This window comes from Allobosea sp., assembly GCF_017308075.1.
Lineage (GTDB): Bacteria > Pseudomonadota > Alphaproteobacteria > Rhizobiales > Beijerinckiaceae > Allobosea.
Genome location: NZ_JAFKFX010000027.1, coordinates 80,498 through 96,168, shown reverse-complemented (window position 1 = coordinate 96,168; position 15,671 = coordinate 80,498). Strand labels below are relative to the sequence as shown.

Here is a 15,671-nt window from a genome sequence, read left to right as displayed (position 1 = left end):
ATCGGGAGAGCGAAGATGACGACCGCCAGCCTTGCCCCTCTCAAGCGCGCTGCCACCTTCTTCGGCGCCATGGCGCTGGTTGTGACCGCGCTGACCACCGGCGCCGCGCTTCAGAACGGTGTCGGCGAGAGCTCGCAGGCGGTCGCCGAGGCCAAGATCCAGCGCGGCATCCCCTCGGACATCCAGCTCGCCGCCGTGAACCCGGCCGAGACGCGCCGTGACCTCGCCCATCGCGTGGTTCCGACGTCGCAGCAGGAAGCCCGCCTGTCGGGCGACACCGTCCTGCGCTGAGCGGGCGGAGGGAACCACAGTCTCCTTGGCGCGTAGTAGCAGCGAGCGCCGAAACATGAAGCCGCCGCAAGGCGGCTTTTTCCATGGCGTCATGCGGTTCGCTCCGGGTCCGCTATCCAGGCGGCCCGGAGAGTGCTGCCCGGGGCATGTATCCGCGCATCCGCCAGGCCCTATCGCTTCATGCGCACTCGGTTTCCTTCTGGCCGCAGCTGCTGCTCCGCCCGCCTGATTGCTCCGATCTGCGCGTCATGGACACTGCGCGGCCACCGCGATCGCGCCCGTCGCCGGGCCTGCGCCGGCGGCGGAAGGGCGGGCGCTGCGCGCCATCAATTGCGGTGGCGGATGCGCCAGACGCCGAGGCTGGCGCCCTGCGCGGCACCGATTTCGGTCGCCTCGACCTGGGTCAGCAGCCCCGCGAAGAGCCGGGGCGGCGCGATCGGCGGTGTCTCCCGGTCGGCCGTGATCGCGACCTCGATCGTCTCCGCGTCGTGATCGGTCACCATGATGGCGATGCCGATCCCCGGCACCGCACGCAGGGTCCGCGAGACGACGTCGACGATCAGGAAGCCGAGCGGAATGATGCGGTCGATCGGCAGCGCGGCCTCGGTCTCGACCGTGCCGACAACCGATTGCGAGCGGGAGCGCACAAGGCTGGCGATCATGGCGACGACATCGTCCAGGAACAGGTCGATGCGCACCGGCTGCATCTCGCCATCGGCGAGCGTGAAGCGGTAGGCGGCGGAGAGCACATGGACGCGGCATTCGGCGTCGGAGAGCGCGATCCTGGCCTCGCCCTGATGGTCGCGCTTGGTCAGGCCGATATAGCTCTGCACCACCTGCAGGCTGTTCTTGACGCGGTGATGCAGTTCGCGGACCAGGAAGCGGTTGTCGTCGAGCGCCGCCTGCAGCTTGCGCTGCCGGACCTCCTGCTCGTCGACCATGGTGTTGAAGGCCTCGGCGACGCTGCGAATGTCGCCGGGCATCTCGTTCGATATCACAGCGCGGGCACTGGCATCCGCGCGCCGCGCCCGTGCCGCCGTCTCGATGCCGCGCAGCCAGCGCACGCAATGCTGGTCGACGGCCTTGAGATAGACGATGCAGAGCAGGGCGAGCGTCAGCAGCGGCGCCAGCAGCAGCCCGTAGAATTGCGTCGCCGCAGCTTTTTCCGCCCTCTGGTCGAAGCTGGCGATGACATAGAGGTCCGGCGCCGCCACCATCCTGGCGGCATAGGAGCGCGCCTCGCCGGCCCGGCTTGTCCCGCGCCAGCGTTGAATCTGGTCGGGGACGATCTCGTCCTCCGGCAGCCAGCTCTCGTCGCCATCGCTGCCGCCACGCTGGATCACCACGCCGCTGCCGCGGCTGATCATGCCGACGATCAATCCCGCATCGGCGGTGCCGAGCTCGAAAGCGCTGTTGAGCAATTCCGTGCTGGTCAGCAGCAGCGCGGCCTCTTCCGGACCGCTTCCGGGGGGGCGGCGGGTGTGAATGGCGAGATAGGACTGGCCGTGCAGCTCGACCCGGCCATAGCGCGCTTCGGACAGCTCGACACCGCCCCAGATCGGCACCCGTGGCTTGCGCAGCATATCGGCCGAAACCCGGGCGAGGTCGTCCGCGCTGATTTGTGGCGTGATCGACACCGAGCAGGCACCCCGCCCAGGGATCGTGAAATGCAGGGCCAGATAGCCGGCTGAGCTGCGCAGCACGCCGTCCAGCGTCCGGCAGTCGAAAGCCGATTCGGGCGGAAGCGCGGCGACGGTCGCGCTCGTCGAGAGCAGGGCGCGCAGGGCGCCCCGAAACCAGATGCGCGCCCGCACGGCGTAGTCGTCCGCTGCGCGCGCCTGCGAGATCTGGATCGCGTCCAGCACGGTTCGGTAGGTCGAGACCGCCGCCGCCGCCGTCAAAGCGGCGATGGGCAGGGCGATCGCGACCATCAGCGCCAGAAGGCGGCCCCGGACAGTCCTGAACAGGGAGAGAGCCATTTCACCCGTTGACGATTTCCGGGCCGGCCCGCTGCACCGCAGCGGTGATCCTGTGATCCGGGCCGAGATCGTCGACGCCGCCGATCGAGAGAAGCTCCGCCAGCCTCGATCGGGCGCGATTGACCCGGCTCTTGATCGTACCGATCGCGACGCCGCAGATCTCCGCGGTCTCCTCATAGGACAGGCCGGTGGCGCCGACCATGATCAGAACCTCGCGCTGCTCCTCCGGCAGCTTGGCCAGCGCCTTGCGGAAGTCGGCGAGGTCGAGATGGCTTTCCTGGTTGCCATGGGTCGCCAGCCGGTCGGCATAGGTGCCGTCACTGTCCTGCACCTCGCGGCCGCGCTTGCGGTAGAGCGAGTAATAGGTGTTGCGCAGGATGGTGAAGAGCCAGGCCCTGAGGCTGGTGCCCGGCTGGAACTTCTCGGCATTGCCCCAGGCCTTGAGCAGGGTGTCCTGGACCAGGTCGTCGGCGAGCTGCATCGAGCCGGAGAGCGACGCCGCGAAAGCGCGCAGATTCGGAATTTCGGCGATCAGGCCGTCCTTGAAATCATCGGCGCTCATCGGACTCGCCCTCGGTCGGCAGGCGGCGTTCCGTGGCTTCGAGCTGGGCCAGCAGCACGAGAAACTTGTCGGGGATCGGCGCGTTGATCAGGTCGTCGTAATGGGCCTTGAGCGAGCGGCCGATCGATTCCTGCACCTTCGGATCGAGCACGGTCTCGAATTCGGCGTCGGCCTCGTCTCTCTCCGGCAGATCGGAGTTCATGGTATGCATCGTTTTTCTACTCCTATGGCGCGCTGCCGGCTGCGCCCACACGCTCCGCGCGTGAAATTTCGGTTCACGCACGGCAGCCCCCGATAAGACACTTATTCGGCCCAATAACGAACCGGAATTGAAAAGGTTCCAATTCATGAGAAAAATAATTTTCTTGTCAGAACAGTAGCTTGGGTGCTCTCTTCCGGCAAATTTTCACGGGGGTCGAACTATGTCCATCGCCAAGGAAATCGCACCGCACCTGCCCTATCTGCGCCGGTTCGCACGGGCTCTGAGCGGAACGCAGGCGAGCGGTGACGCCTATGTGGTGGCGACGCTGGAGGCGCTCGTCGCCGATCCCGCCTCGTTCCCGCGCGACGTCCCGCCCAAGCCCGGGCTGTACCGCGTCTTTCTGCAGCTCTGGTCCTCGGTCGGGCTCAACGAGATGGCACCATCTGCGGATGTCGAGCGTTCTGCCGTCGAGCGCAATCTCGATGCGCTGACGCCGCGGCCGCGCCAGGCCTTCCTGCTGCGCACCGTCGAGGGCTTCTCGATCGAGGAGGTTGGCGAGATCATGATGATATCGAGCGCGGAAGCGGCCGGCCTCGTCCAGTCGGCCGGTCAGGAAATCGCCGAGCAGGTCGCCACTGATGTCCTGATCATCGAGGACGAGCCGATTATCGCCCTCGACATCGAGACGATGGTCGAAGAGCTCGGTCATCGCGTCACCGGCGTCGCCCGCACGCATCGCGAAGCGATCGCCCTCGTCGCCAAGAAGCGCCCCGGCCTGGTGCTTGCCGATATCCAGCTCGCCGATGGCAGCTCGGGCCTTGACGCGGTCAACGAGATCCTCGGCTCTATCGATGTGCCGGTGATCTTCATCACCGCTTATCCCGAACGCCTGCTCACCGGCGATCGGCCCGAGCCCGCCTTCCTGATCACCAAGCCGTTCCAGCCCGAGGCGGTGAAGGCGGCGATCAGCCAGGCACTGTTCTTCGATCGTCGCGCCGGCCGCAAGGCGGCTTGAAGCGGCCCGTCGACGGGGCCGGGAACCAGCCGGCTCCGCTTCGCGTTATCCAGGTCCGGACGACGCGAAGGAGAACCGGCATGGCCATGGCCCTGCTCGCAGCGCTGATAACCCTGGTTTCGCTGGCATCGCTGTTCTACGCGGTTCTCGGCGCGTGAAGGGTCTGCCCTTGCGGCAGGCCCGTGCCGCTCTGGCGCTGGCCGCCGCAGCGACCTTGCTTTTCCCTGGCGTCACGACTGCCGTCCCGCGTGAGGGGCCGTCCGGGCGCCCGGTGCCGGCTCGCCTGCCTCCGCCGCGCCCGGCAGAGCTGAACACGCCTCCCGCGCCTGCGGCTGCCCCATCCGTTTCGCTGCAGCCGCGGGCTGCTCCCACCGGTGTTCCACCGTCTTCGGCTCCTGAAGCCGTAGCGTGCCTCGCCGAGCTGACACGCGTCGCCGGGAGCCGGATTCGCGCTGCGCCGCCCGCAGCGGCGCTGGCCGCCGAAGGCTGCCAGGTCATCGAGCCGGTGATCGTCGAGGCGGTCGCGGTCCGGCGGCCGGAGGGGCCGGGCGCGCTCGTCCTCACCCCGCCGCCGACGCTGAGCTGCGAGATGGCGCGCGCGCTCTCGGTCTGGTTCGACACGGCGCTGGTGCCGTTGGCGCGTGGAGCATTCGGCACGGAGTTGACGCAGCTGCGCGTCGGAGGCGGACATGAGTGCCGTCGCCGCAACCGGCAGACTCAGACGCCGATGAGCGAGCATGCCACCGGCCGTGCGCTCGATATCTTCGCCTTCCAGCTCGGCGAGGAGCGGCAGGGCGGGCCGGTGGTGTCAGTTGAGAAGCCGGATGGGCTGGTTCAGAGCCGCTTCGTCGACGCGGCCAGGCAATCGGCCTGTGGCGCCTTCATGACCGTGCTGGGGCCGGGGGCCGACGCAGCTCATGCCAATCACCTGCATGTCGACATCCAGCAGCGCCGTGCAAAATCCTCGCGCTTCTGTCAGTAAGCCCCGCCAATGACGCGATCGTGATGCCCCGAGACATCCCCCTGGACATCGCTCTGCCCGCCCAGAGCCGGTCGCGACTGCCCGGCGCTCAGTGCCTCCCGGCGGCGCCCGAGCTCGGCGAGCGCGCTTTCCAGCGCATAACCGGCGCTCAGAAGTTGTTCGAGCTCCCAGAATGGCGGAAGATCGCGCGGGAGGCGCGGCACGGGAAAGATCGGAGCCCGATCCGTATTGTCAGGGTTTGGCATTTGCGCTTCCACTGCTCAGTTCCCATAACGCGAGCACCGGATTGAGGTTCCGGTTTATTCGGGAACTGTGGAGCGATTGGGGCGTTCAGGCGACGTTTCGAAGCATGGGAGAGCGCGAATGGGACAATTGATCGGCGCCATCGCGGCGCTGGCCGCCGCCGCGGGACTGTCGTTCGCCGCGACCCCGGCAGCGGCGCAGAGCCGTGCCCCGGCGGGCCGGCTGACCTGTACGATCGGCACCGGCCTTGCGCAGGCGGTGGCGACGCAGCGTCCGCTCGAATGCCGTTTCCGCCCGCGTCGCGGGCCGTTGCAGACCTATGCCGGCGTCATCCGCGGCTTCGCGCTCGACCCCAAATCAGTCGGCCGCAGCCTGATCGCCTGGCGCGTCTACGGCCCCTATGCCAGGGCTCCGCTCGGTGCCCTCAACGGCCGCTATGCCCGGCCGGCCAATAGCGGCCCCTCCCTGGTCGGCAGCATCGACAATGATGTGCGGCTGGAGCCGCGGGCGCTGTCGATGCAGCGCGGCGCCAATGTCGCGCTCGGCGTGACCGAGTTCGAGCTCACCCTGACCAAGACTCCGCGCCGCCGCTGAACGCCGCGCGGTGCTTACCTTTTGCTAACTTTGCGCGGGCAATTTGAGTCTAATTCTGCGCGTTTCTGTACGGAAAGCCGCCCAGATCGGAACAAGAGGGTTCGAGGGGGCGTTCTTTCAGCTCACAGGCAGAAACTGCGTGGAGCAGCGGCGTGAAGTTGGAAGGTACCCTGGAGATCATGTCTGATATCCGGATCCTCATCGTCGAGGACGACCCCTTCATTGCGATGGACCTGGAAAGTGCCGTCAGCGAGCAGCTGGGCGATCGCGCCGAGCTCATCGTCGTCGAGTCGCTCTCGCAGGCGAGGGCCGCCACGGACAAGCCGGTCTCCTGCGCGCTGCTCGATATCGATGTGGTCGGTGGCAAGACCTTCGGCATTGCGGCCAGCCTGCGCGCCAAGGGCACTCCGCTCGCCTTCGTCTCGGGTTCGGCGCCGAGCGAGGTCCCGGCCGAGCTGCGCGATGTCCGCTTCGTGCGCAAGCCCTTCTCGACCGGAGAGATCGTCCGCTTCGTCTGCAATGCCGTGAAGGTGGTTTGAGGCGACGGCGCGGCTGCCGCGCGTCGCGCTCTATTGCTTCGGCGTCTCTTCGGCGAGTTCGTTCCGCTTCGGGAATGTCAGCGCGATGCGCGTCCCGGGGCGCGCCGCCCCGGCATTCAGCGGCCCGGTTTCCATGGTCGCACGCATGCTGCGCAGCAGGCTCTTGAGCACCGATTTGCCGAGGCCGGCGGTGGTTTCCTCCTCCGGCATGCCGACGCCGTCATCCTCGACCGCCAGAACGAGATCTCCGGGTTTCTCGGGGACATCGGCGAGGCGGATGACGATCTTGCCGGCCAGTCCGTTCGGGAAGGCGTGCTTGATTGCGTTGGTGACGAGCTCGTTGATGATGACGACGAAGGAGACGGCGTCGCGCCCGGGCAGCCGGATCGGCTCCATCGCCAGCTCGATGGTGATCGGTCGGCCCTCGGCCTGCTTGCCGATTTCCGCCAGCAGATCCTCCATATAGGGGCGGGCGTCGATCTCGTCGGCTTCGATGTCGAGGCGCAGGCGGCGCTGGCCCGCGGCGATCGCCTGGATGCGCGACTGCGCCTGGGCGAGCGCCTGCTTCACCACCGGCTCGCGCGCCTGCCGGCTCTGCACGCTGAGCAGCGCCGAAACCATGGCGAGATTGTTGCCGACCCGGTGATTGACGTCGCGCAGCAGGGCCTCGATCCGCAGGCGTTCGTTCTCGAGCTGCTGGGTGCGCTCGGCGACGCGCTGCTCGAGTTCGAGATTCGAGCTGGAGAGGAAGATGTTGCGCCGCCCGCGGCTGCGGAACTGCAGCCAGGCGACGAAGCTCAGCCCGGCGAGGGCGATGAGGATGCCGATGCTGGCGAAGATCCGTCGGCGGGTCTCGCGCCTGCTGCGCTCGTGGAGCAGGCGGTTCTCCTCGGCCTGGATCGCGCCCGCCATGTCGCGCAGTTCCTGCATCAAGCGGTTGCCGTCGCCCTGACGCAGTGCCGCCACGGCCTCTTCGCGCTTGCCGGCGCGCATCAGCGCGATGGTCGCGTTCATCTCGACCAGCTTGTGCCGGGCGAGCTCGCGTGCCTGGCGGATGCGCTCGACCTGAGACGGATTATCGGTGACCAGCCCCTCGAGCACGTCGAGCTCGGGCAGAATCTTGAAGCGCGATTCATTGTAGGGCGCGAGATAGGCCTCGTCGCCGGTCAGCAGGAAGCCGCGCTGCCCGGTCTCGGCATCGAGCAGGTTACTGAGGAAGCCCTCGCTGCGCTCACGCACATCGATCGCCTTCGACACCAGCCGCGAGGCCTCGTTGGCCTGGAAGTTGATCCAGGCGGCGATCACGACGGCGATCGCCACGACGCCGATCGCGATCGCTGTCGACGAGGACGTCCGCAGCCTTGCCACGAAAGCGGGCCAATCCGGCGTCAGCCAGCGTGGACGAGGGGGCACCTGGGCGTTCATCGAGCCTTGAATAGCTGCAAGCCTGTCACAGCCCTATGTAAAAAGACAGGTCGCGTCCATGCGCCTGCCACTGCCGATCGGAGGGACGGCACACGGCGTGGACGCAGGAACCTGCATCGTCAGGGCTATTTTTCGGCCTCGTCACCGCCATCACGGCCCTTGGCCAGTTGCCGGCCGAGCACGAGGCCGAGCAGGATGACGCCGCCGACGAGCCCGGCCTTCCAGCCGATCTTGCCCTTGCCGACCAGCGTTGCCGCGACGGGCGCTGCGGCCAGCGCCGCCTCCAGCCGCCGGCTCGGCGGGCGGCGGCTCTTGACATAGGCTGCGATGCCGACTGCGACCACGGCGGCAAGCAGCAGGCCGCCGGCGATCCAGAGGCTCGCCGCGACGCTGCCATAGAGCTCGCTGAGAACCGTGTGCAGTGCATTCAGCCCATAGCCGGCGGCGCAGATGACGAGCACTGCGGCGACGAGGTAAAGGCCGAAGACCGCCGCGTTCCGGCGTACGGTCGTGGCGAGCTCACGGGCGAGCAGAGCCGGAATTCCCCCCAGCATGGCCTCAACGCGCCGACAGGAAGCCGACGAAGAGGCCGACTGCGGCGGCGAGGCCGAGCGCGCGCAATGGCCGCTCCTGGATCTCACGGATGATGAGATCCTGCAGGTCGCCCGCCTGCTCCCGCGCGACATCGGCCATCTTGTCGGTGTCGACGCCGACGGATTTGAGCTTGCTGCTGACGGTCGCCGCCAGATCCTCGGCGCCGCGCGCCAGGCTTTGCTCGATCTCGTCGGCCTCGTCGCGCAGACGGCGGCCGCTCGCCTTGGCGCGACCGGCGACCTCGTCGGCCGCCTCGGCGACGTCCTCCTTGGCGCGCCGCACCGAGGCGGCGGCCTGGCGCTTGGCGGAAGTGGTGGTGGCGGGCATCAAATAGCTCCTTCGCTGCGGGGTACTGCCGTGCCTGTGGCACAGCTCCGACGTTCAACGCGCCAGCGCGGCCTCGGTTCCTGTGGCATGAACCTCGGCGTCCTCGGCGGGGGCGCCGGCGTGCCCTCGCGATCGGCCTTACGGTAGCGCACGAATGCATCGCGCGCCACGCGCCCGGCGTTACTCCATGGCGGGCATCCCCGTCGGGTCGGTGCCTTTGTAAGGCTATGCCGGGACCTCCCGGCCGAGCTTGATGCCCAGCAGGCGTTCGACCGCGCCAAGACCGATCTCGATCTGGAGAGCCGCGTCGATCTCCTCGGCACTCAGACAGCCTTCCAGCCAAAGCCCGTCCATGATGGCGTTCAGGGCGATGCTCAGATGGTGAAGCTCATCCGCGGAAATGCGGACCCGGTTCTCCTCGACTACGCCTTGAATGAGGCTGCGGCATGCGGCGCGATAGGCGACATATTGCGTCCGGTGGATCTCCCGGAAGCGGTCGTTGATGTGCACCTGGCTGATGAAGGTCGCCCAGAGCGAGAGGATGCGGGGCTCCGCGACCGGACCGCTGATGCTGGCGATGATGAAACGCCGCAGCTTCTCGCGGGGGGAGCCGTCGCCGGCCGCGATCGCCAGCGGCGGGCCGGTGATGATCGCGATGGTCCGGCCATAGGCTTCCGCGATCAAGTTCTCCTTCGAGGCGAAGTGATGCCGGATGAGGCCGTTGCTGACGCCGGCTTTGGTCGCGACCGCGCGCACGCTCGTCCCCTGGATGCCGAGCTCGACGATGCAGTCCATCGTGGCTTCGATCAGGTCGGTGCGCCTGTCGAAATCGGGGGCTCGCCTGAAGGAAGTCGTCACGTCGCCTTGTCCGAACTACACCAATGCCAGACTATGCGCTTGCATAGTGACTATACGATCGCATAGTGACGGCCGGCCGACCACCCGGCTATCGCCTCTGCCATCCCCATCACATCGGCGAAACTACATGCGCGACCCCCGTTACGACATTCTTTTCGAGCCGGTCACGATCGGCCCCGTCACGACCCGCAACCGATTCTATCAGGTCCCGCATTGCTCCGGCATGGGGCACCGCTACGCCCGCTCGGATGCGCACATGCGCGCGATGAAGGCCGAGGGCGGCTGGGGCGTGGTCTCGACGCAGGAAACCGAGATCCACCCTTCCTCCGACCTGACGCCGTCCAATCAGGGCCGGATCTGGGACGGCGCCGATGTCGGCGTCTTCAGGGAGATGACGGACCTCATCCATGAGCGCGGCAGCCTGGCGGCGGTGCAGCTCGCACATAACGGCCTGCACACTGCCAATCGGCTCTCGCGCATCGCCCCCTACGCCCCCTCCGATGCCGTCGTCGACATCGATGATCCCGTCCAGGCGCGCGGCATGGACAAGGCGGATATCCGCGAGTTCAGGCGCTGGCACCGCGATGCCGCGATCCGGGCCCGCGAGGCGGGTTTTGACATCGTCTACGTCTATGCCGGCCACGACATGACGCTGCTGATGCATTTCCTCCTGTCGCGTCACAACCATCGCACCGACGAATACGGCGGATCGCTGGAGAACCGTCTGCGGCTGTTCCGCGAGGTGCTGGCCGATACCCGTGATGCGATCGGCGATCGCTGCGCACTGGCGATCCGTTTTGCCGTCGACGAGCTGATGGGCTCGGCCGGCGTCGAGCGCGACGGCGAAGGGCGGGACATCGTCGCGGCGCTCGCCGAGGAGCCGGACCTCTGGGACGTGAACCTGTCCGACTGGTCCAATGACAGCCAGTCCGCCCGCTTCTCGCAGGAGGGCTATCAGGAGGACTACACCCGCTTCGTCAAGCAGGTCACGACCAAGCCGGTCGTCGGGGTCGGCCGTTACACCTCGCCCGATACGATGGTTCGTGTGATCCGGCAGGGCCATCTCGACCTGATCGGCGCCGCACGGCCGTCCATCGCCGACCCGTTCCTGCCCCGCAAGATTCAGGAGGGCCGGATCGACGACATCAGGGAATGCATCGGCTGCAATATCTGCGTCGCGGGCGACAATATCGTGGCGCCGATGCGCTGCACCCAGAACCCGACGATCGGCGAGGAATGGCGCAAGGGCTGGCATCCAGAGAAGGTTCCGGCACTGGCAGGTCCGGCGGCGGCTCTGGTCGTCGGCGGCGGGCCGGCCGGGCTCGAGGCCGCACGCGCCTTGGCGCAGCGTGGTGCTTCGGTGATCATCGCCGATGCCGGAACCGAATGGGGCGGGCGCGTATCGCGCGAGAGCCGGCTTCCGGGGCTTTCCAGCTGGGCCCGGGTGCGGGATTGGCGCCTTGGCCAGCTTCGGACCGCATCCAATGTCGAGATGTATCTTTCGAGCCCGCTGACGGCGGACGACATCCTCGCTTATGGCATCGCGCATGTCGCGATCGCCGTGGGCGGCCGATGGCGCGAGGATGGTGCCGGTCGCTTCCACCGGGTGCCGCTGCCGTTCCTGAAGAACGGCAAGATCGTCGGGGTCGATCTGCTCCTGGACCAGGGAAGCGTCGCCGCTGGGCCGGGGCCCGTGGTGATCTATGACGATGATCGCTACTATATGGGCAGCGCCCTGGCCGAACAGCTGGCTGCGGCAGGGATCGACACGACCTATGTCACGCCGACGCCGCTGGTCGCGGCCTGGACGGTGAACACGCTCGAACAGGCCCGGATTCATCGGCGCTTGCTGGAGCTGGGCGTGAAGATCAGGCTGCTTTCCGCCCTCGCCGATCGCGCCGCCGACAGCGTGACGATACGCTGCGTCTATTCGGGCGCCGCCGAGATCATCCCCTGCGAGGTGCTGGTGCCGGTCACCGCGCGTCTCCCTTCAAGCGAGCTGTGGACGGCGTTGCAGGCCCGGCGCGAGGAATGGCTGGACAGCGGGCTGACCCGCGTCGAGAGGATCGGCGATTGCCTGGCGCCGGGCACGATCGCCGCAGCCAATTACAGCGGCCACCGGTTCGCCAGGAGCTTGGGGGCGCTGGCGGAAACCGAGAGCGCCGACGCCTTCCGGTAGCCCCGTGGCGCCGCGCTTATGACTTTACGCACTAGGCTCGAAACCCGATCGGGTTTGGAGCCTAGTGCGCCTCGTCCCAGTTCGTCGCCGCCCTGGCATCGACGACCAGGGGCACCTTGAGCTGCACCGCCGGCTGCGGGGCCTCGACCATGACCTTGCGGATCACCGGCAGCGCCGCCTCGACCTGGGCCTCCGGCACCTCGAAGACCAGTTCGTCATGGACCTGCAGCAGCATGCGGGCATCGAGCTTGGCCGCGGCGAGGGCATCGTCCATGCGGATCATCGCCCGGCGGATGATGTCGGCCGCCGAGCCCTGGATCGGCGCATTGATCGCCTGGCGCTCGACGAAGGCGCGCTCCGACGGGTTTTTCGAGGCGACCGCCGGGAAATGGCAGACGCGGCCGAAGATGGTGGTGACCTGGCCGCTCGCCCTGACCGTGGTCTTGGCCTGGTCCATATAGTCGCGGATGCCGGGGAAGCGCTCGAAATACTTGCGGATATAGGCGCTGGCCTCCTCGCGGGAGATGCCGAGTTGGTTGGCGAGGCCGAAGGCCGAGATGCCGTAGATGATGCCGAAATTGATCGCCTTGGCGCGGCGCCGGACCTCGCTCGGCATGCCTTCGACCGGCACGCCGAACATTTCGGACGCCGTCATCGCATGGATGTCGACGCCGTCGGCGAAGGCCTGCCTGAGCTGCGGGATGTCGGCGATATGGGCGAGGATGCGCAGCTCGATCTGGCTGTAGTCGGCCGAGATCAGCCTGTTGCCCTTCTCGGCGACGAAGGCGGTCCTGATCTTGCGACCGGCCTCGGTGCGGATCGGGATGTTCTGCAGGTTCGGCTCGGACGAGGAGAGCCGGCCGGTGGTGGTCGCGGCCAGGGCGTAGGACGTATGGACCCGGTGGGTTTGCGGATTCACATAGGTCGGCAGCGAGTCGGTATAGGTCGATTTCAGCTTGGCGAGCTGGCGCCAGTCAAGGATGCGGGCCGGCAGTTCATGGCCCTGCTCGGCGAGGTCCTCGAGCACGCCGGCGCCGGTCGCCCATTGCCCCGTCGCGGTCTTCTGGGCGCCTGGCAGCCCCATCTTGCCGAACAGGATATCGCCGAGCTGCTTGGGGCTGCCGATGGTGAATTTCTCGCCGGCGAGCGTGTGAATCTCGTCCTCGAGCCGCGCCAAAGATTGCGCAAACTCGCCCGATAGCCGCGACAGGATCTGCCGGTCGATGGCGATGCCGCGCTGCTCCATCGCGGCCAGAACCTGGACGAGCGGCCGTTCCAGAACCTCGTAGACGGACGTCCTGCCCTCGGCGGCGAGGCGCGGCTTCAGCGTGCGCCAGAGCCGCAGCGTGATGTCGGCATCCTCGGCGGCATAGGCCGTCGCCTTCTCGATATCGACCTTGTCGAAGGTGATTTGCGCCTTGCCGGTGCCGGCGACCTCCGCATAGGGGATGGTCTTATGGCCGAGATGCAGCTCGGAAAGCCGGTCCATGCCGTGATTGTTGCGGCCGGCATCGAGCGCATAGGAGATCAGCATCGTGTCCTCGATCGGCGCGACGGCGAGGCCGTGGCGGGCGAGCACGAGGAGGTCGTATTTCAGGTTCTGGCCGATCTTCAGCACGCCGGGATCGGCGAGCAGCGGCTTCAGCGCCTCGATCGCTTCGGCGAGCGGGATCTGGCCTTCGACCATGCCGCCGCCGAACAGATCGGCGCCACCGCGATGCTGCAGCGGCACATAGCAGGCCTTGCCCGGCGCGACGGCCAGCGAGAAGCCGACGAGATCGGCCTGCATGGCATCGAGTGAATTGGTCTCTGTGTCGAGCGCGACCAGCCCGGCCTCATAGGCGAGGCCGATCCAGCGCGTCAGATCGGCAAGGGTGCGCACGCATTCATAGGCCGTATGGTCGACCTTGAGCTGGATCGCCTCGTCCTTGCGTGCCGCGGCGAGATCGGCTGGCTTCATCCAGCCATCGCCGCCAGGCTGCGCGCTCGCCGCCGCGGCTGCTGCCGGAGCGGATGCTGCGGCGGAGGTGCCGGCTGGCGGAGGCGCGCTCGCATCGGCCCCGGCATAGCGTGCCAGCAGCTCGGCGGCGCGCGAGCCGCCGGGCGCGAGTTCGGGGTCGGCATCGACGGCGCCGACATCGGCCTCATAGGCCTCGGCGACGCGCTTGGTGATGGTGGTGAACTCCATCGCCTTGAGGAAGGAGATGAGCTTGGCGGGTTCGGGCTGGGCCAGCGTCAGGTCGCAAAGCGGCGTCTCGACCGCGACATCGTCGACGAGCGTGACCAGCTTGTGGGAGATGCGGACCTTCTCGACGATCTCGGGATTGGTCAGGGTCTCGCGTCGCTTGGGCTGCTTGATCTCGCCGGCCCGGGCCAGCAGGGTTTCGAGATCGCCATATTCGCCGATCAGCTGTGCGGCGGTCTTGATGCCGATGCCGGGCGCGCCCGGGACATTGTCGGTGGCGTCGCCGGCGAGCGCCTGCACATCGGTGACCTTGTCCGGCGTGACGCCGAAATATTCGACGACCTCGGGCTCGCCGATCCGCCGCTCGGCGCGGAAGCCCGCGCCCTTCTTGGCGTCGCCGGAGGCCGGATCGTACATGGCGACGCCCGGGCGCACGAGCTGCATCAGGTCCTTGTCGGCCGAGACGATCAGCACATCGGCGCCGGCCTCGCGCGCCTGTTTCGCATAGGTCGCGATCAGGTCGTCGGCCTCGTAGACATCCTGCTCGACCGGGATCAGCCCGAAGGCCCGCACCGCCTCGCGCATCAGCGGGAATTGCGGGATCAGATCCGGCGGCGGGTCGGAGCGGTTGCCCTTATAGGCCGGGTAGATCTCCTTGCGGAACGAGTTCTCGCTCTTGTCGAAGATGATGGCGAGATGGGTCGGCCTGACGCCGAGCACGCCCTCGCGCACGAACTGGAAAAGCTTCGTCGCGAACAGCCTGACCGCGCCGGAGGGCAGCCCGTCCGAGCGGGCATTGTATTTCCGGTCCTGATTGATCGACTGGAAATAGGCGCGGAAGATGAAGTTCGAGCCGTCGACCAGGAAGAGGTGGTCGCCAGGCTTCAGCGAGGGGGCTGGGTTCGTCATGCGCGGGACCATAGGGCGATGGGCCGGGATGGTCTATTGTGCAAGCAGGCTCACGCGCAAGAAGCTGTCAGGAGGAAACCGATGAACGCCTACGCCACCATGCCGCTCGCTTTCGAGGGCTGTCCCGAGGACGAGATGCAGGCGCGCGCTGACGCCTTCCTGGCGACGATGCGCAAGCGCCGCACGGTGCGCGACTATGCCGACCGGCCGGTGCCGCGCGCGGTGATCGAGGCTGCGGTCGCGACCGCCGGCACCGCCCCTTCCGGCGCGAACCAGCAGCCCTGGAGTTTCGTCTGCATTTCCGATCCCGAGATCAAGAAGAAGATCCGCGAGGGCGCCGAGGAGGAGGAACGCGCCTTCTATGCCGGCCGCGCCGGCGAGGAATGGCTCGATGCGCTGAGCCATCTCGGCACCGACGAGCACAAGCCCTTCCTCGAGACCGCGCCCTGGCTGATCGCGATCTTCGCCCAGCGCTGGGGCTATGACGCGCAAGGCCGCAAGGTGAAGCACTATTACGTACCGGAATCGGTCGGCATCGCCGCCGGCTTCCTGATCGCCTCGCTGCATCAGGCCGGGCTTGCGACCCTCACCCACACGCCGGCGCCAATGAACTTCCTCAACGAGCTTTGCGGCAGGCCCGACAACGAGAAGGCGGTGATCCTCCTCGTCGTCGGCTATCCCGCCGAGGGGTGCGTCGTCCCGGCCATCGGCAAGAAGCCGCTGGAGGAGATCGCCAGTTTCCTGTGAAGGGGGCGGTTCCGATTGATCGTGGTTAGGCGCGTGCGGG

At 67.4% G+C, this 15,671-nt stretch carries 15 protein-coding genes; 7 read left to right on the top strand and 8 right to left on the bottom strand.

The annotated features are described in order from the left end of the window. The first annotated feature begins 15 nt into the window (after positions 1-15). Positions 16-291 (top strand): hypothetical protein, encoded by a 276-nt coding sequence (locus tag J0J10_RS08585; protein ID WP_291646099.1) that lies wholly within the window; start codon positions 16-18, stop codon positions 289-291. 326 nt (positions 292-617) lie between these two features. On the opposite strand, the gene J0J10_RS08580 is transcribed toward J0J10_RS08585, so the two are convergent. Genes J0J10_RS08580 through J0J10_RS08570 form a run of 3 tightly spaced genes read right to left on the bottom strand, consistent with a single transcriptional unit; the run spans position 618 to position 3,043 of the window. Then, positions 618-2,270: a histidine kinase dimerization/phosphoacceptor domain -containing protein gene (locus J0J10_RS08580; protein ID WP_291646098.1), complete on the bottom strand. Its 1,653-nt coding sequence runs from the start codon at positions 2,268-2,270 to the stop codon at positions 618-620. A 1-nt stretch (position 2,271) separates the two neighbouring features. Then, positions 2,272-2,832: a sigma-70 family RNA polymerase sigma factor gene (locus J0J10_RS08575; RefSeq protein ID WP_291635773.1), complete on the bottom strand. Its 561-nt coding sequence runs from the start codon at positions 2,830-2,832 to the stop codon at positions 2,272-2,274. After that, a complete protein-coding gene (locus J0J10_RS08570) occupies positions 2,819-3,043 on the bottom strand; it encodes a NepR family anti-sigma factor (RefSeq protein WP_291646097.1) in 225 nt (74 codons plus the stop codon). Before J0J10_RS08570 ends, J0J10_RS08575 begins: the two co-directional genes overlap by 14 nt. Positions 3,044-3,254: 211 nt before the next feature. On the opposite strand from J0J10_RS08570, the gene J0J10_RS08565 reads away from it, so the two are divergent. The 4 genes from J0J10_RS08565 (at position 3,255) to J0J10_RS08550 (ending at position 6,407) form a co-directional block, all read left to right on the top strand. Then, positions 3,255-4,049 (top strand): response regulator, encoded by a 795-nt coding sequence (locus J0J10_RS08565; protein WP_291646096.1) that lies wholly within the window; start codon positions 3,255-3,257, stop codon positions 4,047-4,049. A 154-nt stretch (positions 4,050-4,203) separates the two neighbouring features. Beyond that, a complete protein-coding gene (locus tag J0J10_RS08560) occupies positions 4,204-5,031 on the top strand; it encodes an extensin-like domain-containing protein (protein WP_366825130.1) in 828 nt (275 codons plus the stop codon). A 363-nt stretch (positions 5,032-5,394) separates the two neighbouring features. Continuing rightward, positions 5,395-5,868, top strand: a complete 474-nt coding sequence (locus J0J10_RS08555; protein ID WP_291635764.1) for a DUF992 domain-containing protein — start codon at positions 5,395-5,397, stop codon at positions 5,866-5,868. A gap of 179 nt (positions 5,869-6,047) precedes the next feature. Beyond that, complete coding sequence (locus tag J0J10_RS08550; RefSeq protein WP_291635762.1) at positions 6,048-6,407, top strand: response regulator; 360 nt, start codon at positions 6,048-6,050, stop codon at positions 6,405-6,407. Between the two features lie 30 nt (positions 6,408-6,437). Here J0J10_RS08550 and J0J10_RS08545 read toward each other — a convergent pair whose 3' ends face one another. From J0J10_RS08545 to J0J10_RS08530, 4 genes are all read right to left on the bottom strand, one after another. Beyond that, complete coding sequence (locus J0J10_RS08545) at positions 6,438-7,820, bottom strand: sensor histidine kinase (protein WP_291646095.1); 1,383 nt, start codon at positions 7,818-7,820, stop codon at positions 6,438-6,440. A gap of 137 nt (positions 7,821-7,957) precedes the next feature. After that, positions 7,958-8,386, bottom strand: coding sequence for a hypothetical protein (locus J0J10_RS08540; RefSeq protein WP_291646094.1), 429 nt, complete (start codon positions 8,384-8,386; stop codon positions 7,958-7,960). A gap of 4 nt (positions 8,387-8,390) precedes the next feature. Beyond that, on the bottom strand, positions 8,391-8,753 hold the full coding sequence (locus J0J10_RS08535) for a glycine zipper domain-containing protein (RefSeq protein WP_291646093.1): 363 nt from the start codon (positions 8,751-8,753) through the stop codon (positions 8,391-8,393). Positions 8,754-8,978: 225 nt separating this feature from the next. Further along, positions 8,979-9,611, bottom strand: a complete 633-nt coding sequence (locus J0J10_RS08530) for a TetR/AcrR family transcriptional regulator (protein ID WP_291646092.1) — start codon at positions 9,609-9,611, stop codon at positions 8,979-8,981. Between the two features lie 127 nt (positions 9,612-9,738). On the opposite strand from J0J10_RS08530, the gene J0J10_RS08525 reads away from it, so the two are divergent. Then, the gene (locus J0J10_RS08525) at positions 9,739-11,790 is read left to right on the top strand and encodes an oxidoreductase (RefSeq protein WP_291646091.1); all 2,052 of its coding nucleotides are present in this window, start codon (positions 9,739-9,741) and stop codon (positions 11,788-11,790) included. A gap of 61 nt (positions 11,791-11,851) precedes the next feature. On the opposite strand, the gene polA is transcribed toward J0J10_RS08525, so the two are convergent. Beyond that, complete coding sequence (polA, locus tag J0J10_RS08520) at positions 11,852-14,884, bottom strand: DNA polymerase I (protein WP_291646090.1); 3,033 nt, start codon at positions 14,882-14,884, stop codon at positions 11,852-11,854. 81 nt (positions 14,885-14,965) lie between these two features. Here polA and J0J10_RS08515 point away from each other — a divergent pair, with 81 nt between their 5' ends. After that, the gene (locus tag J0J10_RS08515) at positions 14,966-15,631 is read left to right on the top strand and encodes a nitroreductase family protein (protein WP_291646089.1); all 666 of its coding nucleotides are present in this window, start codon (positions 14,966-14,968) and stop codon (positions 15,629-15,631) included. Positions 15,632-15,671: the final 40 nt, after the last annotated feature.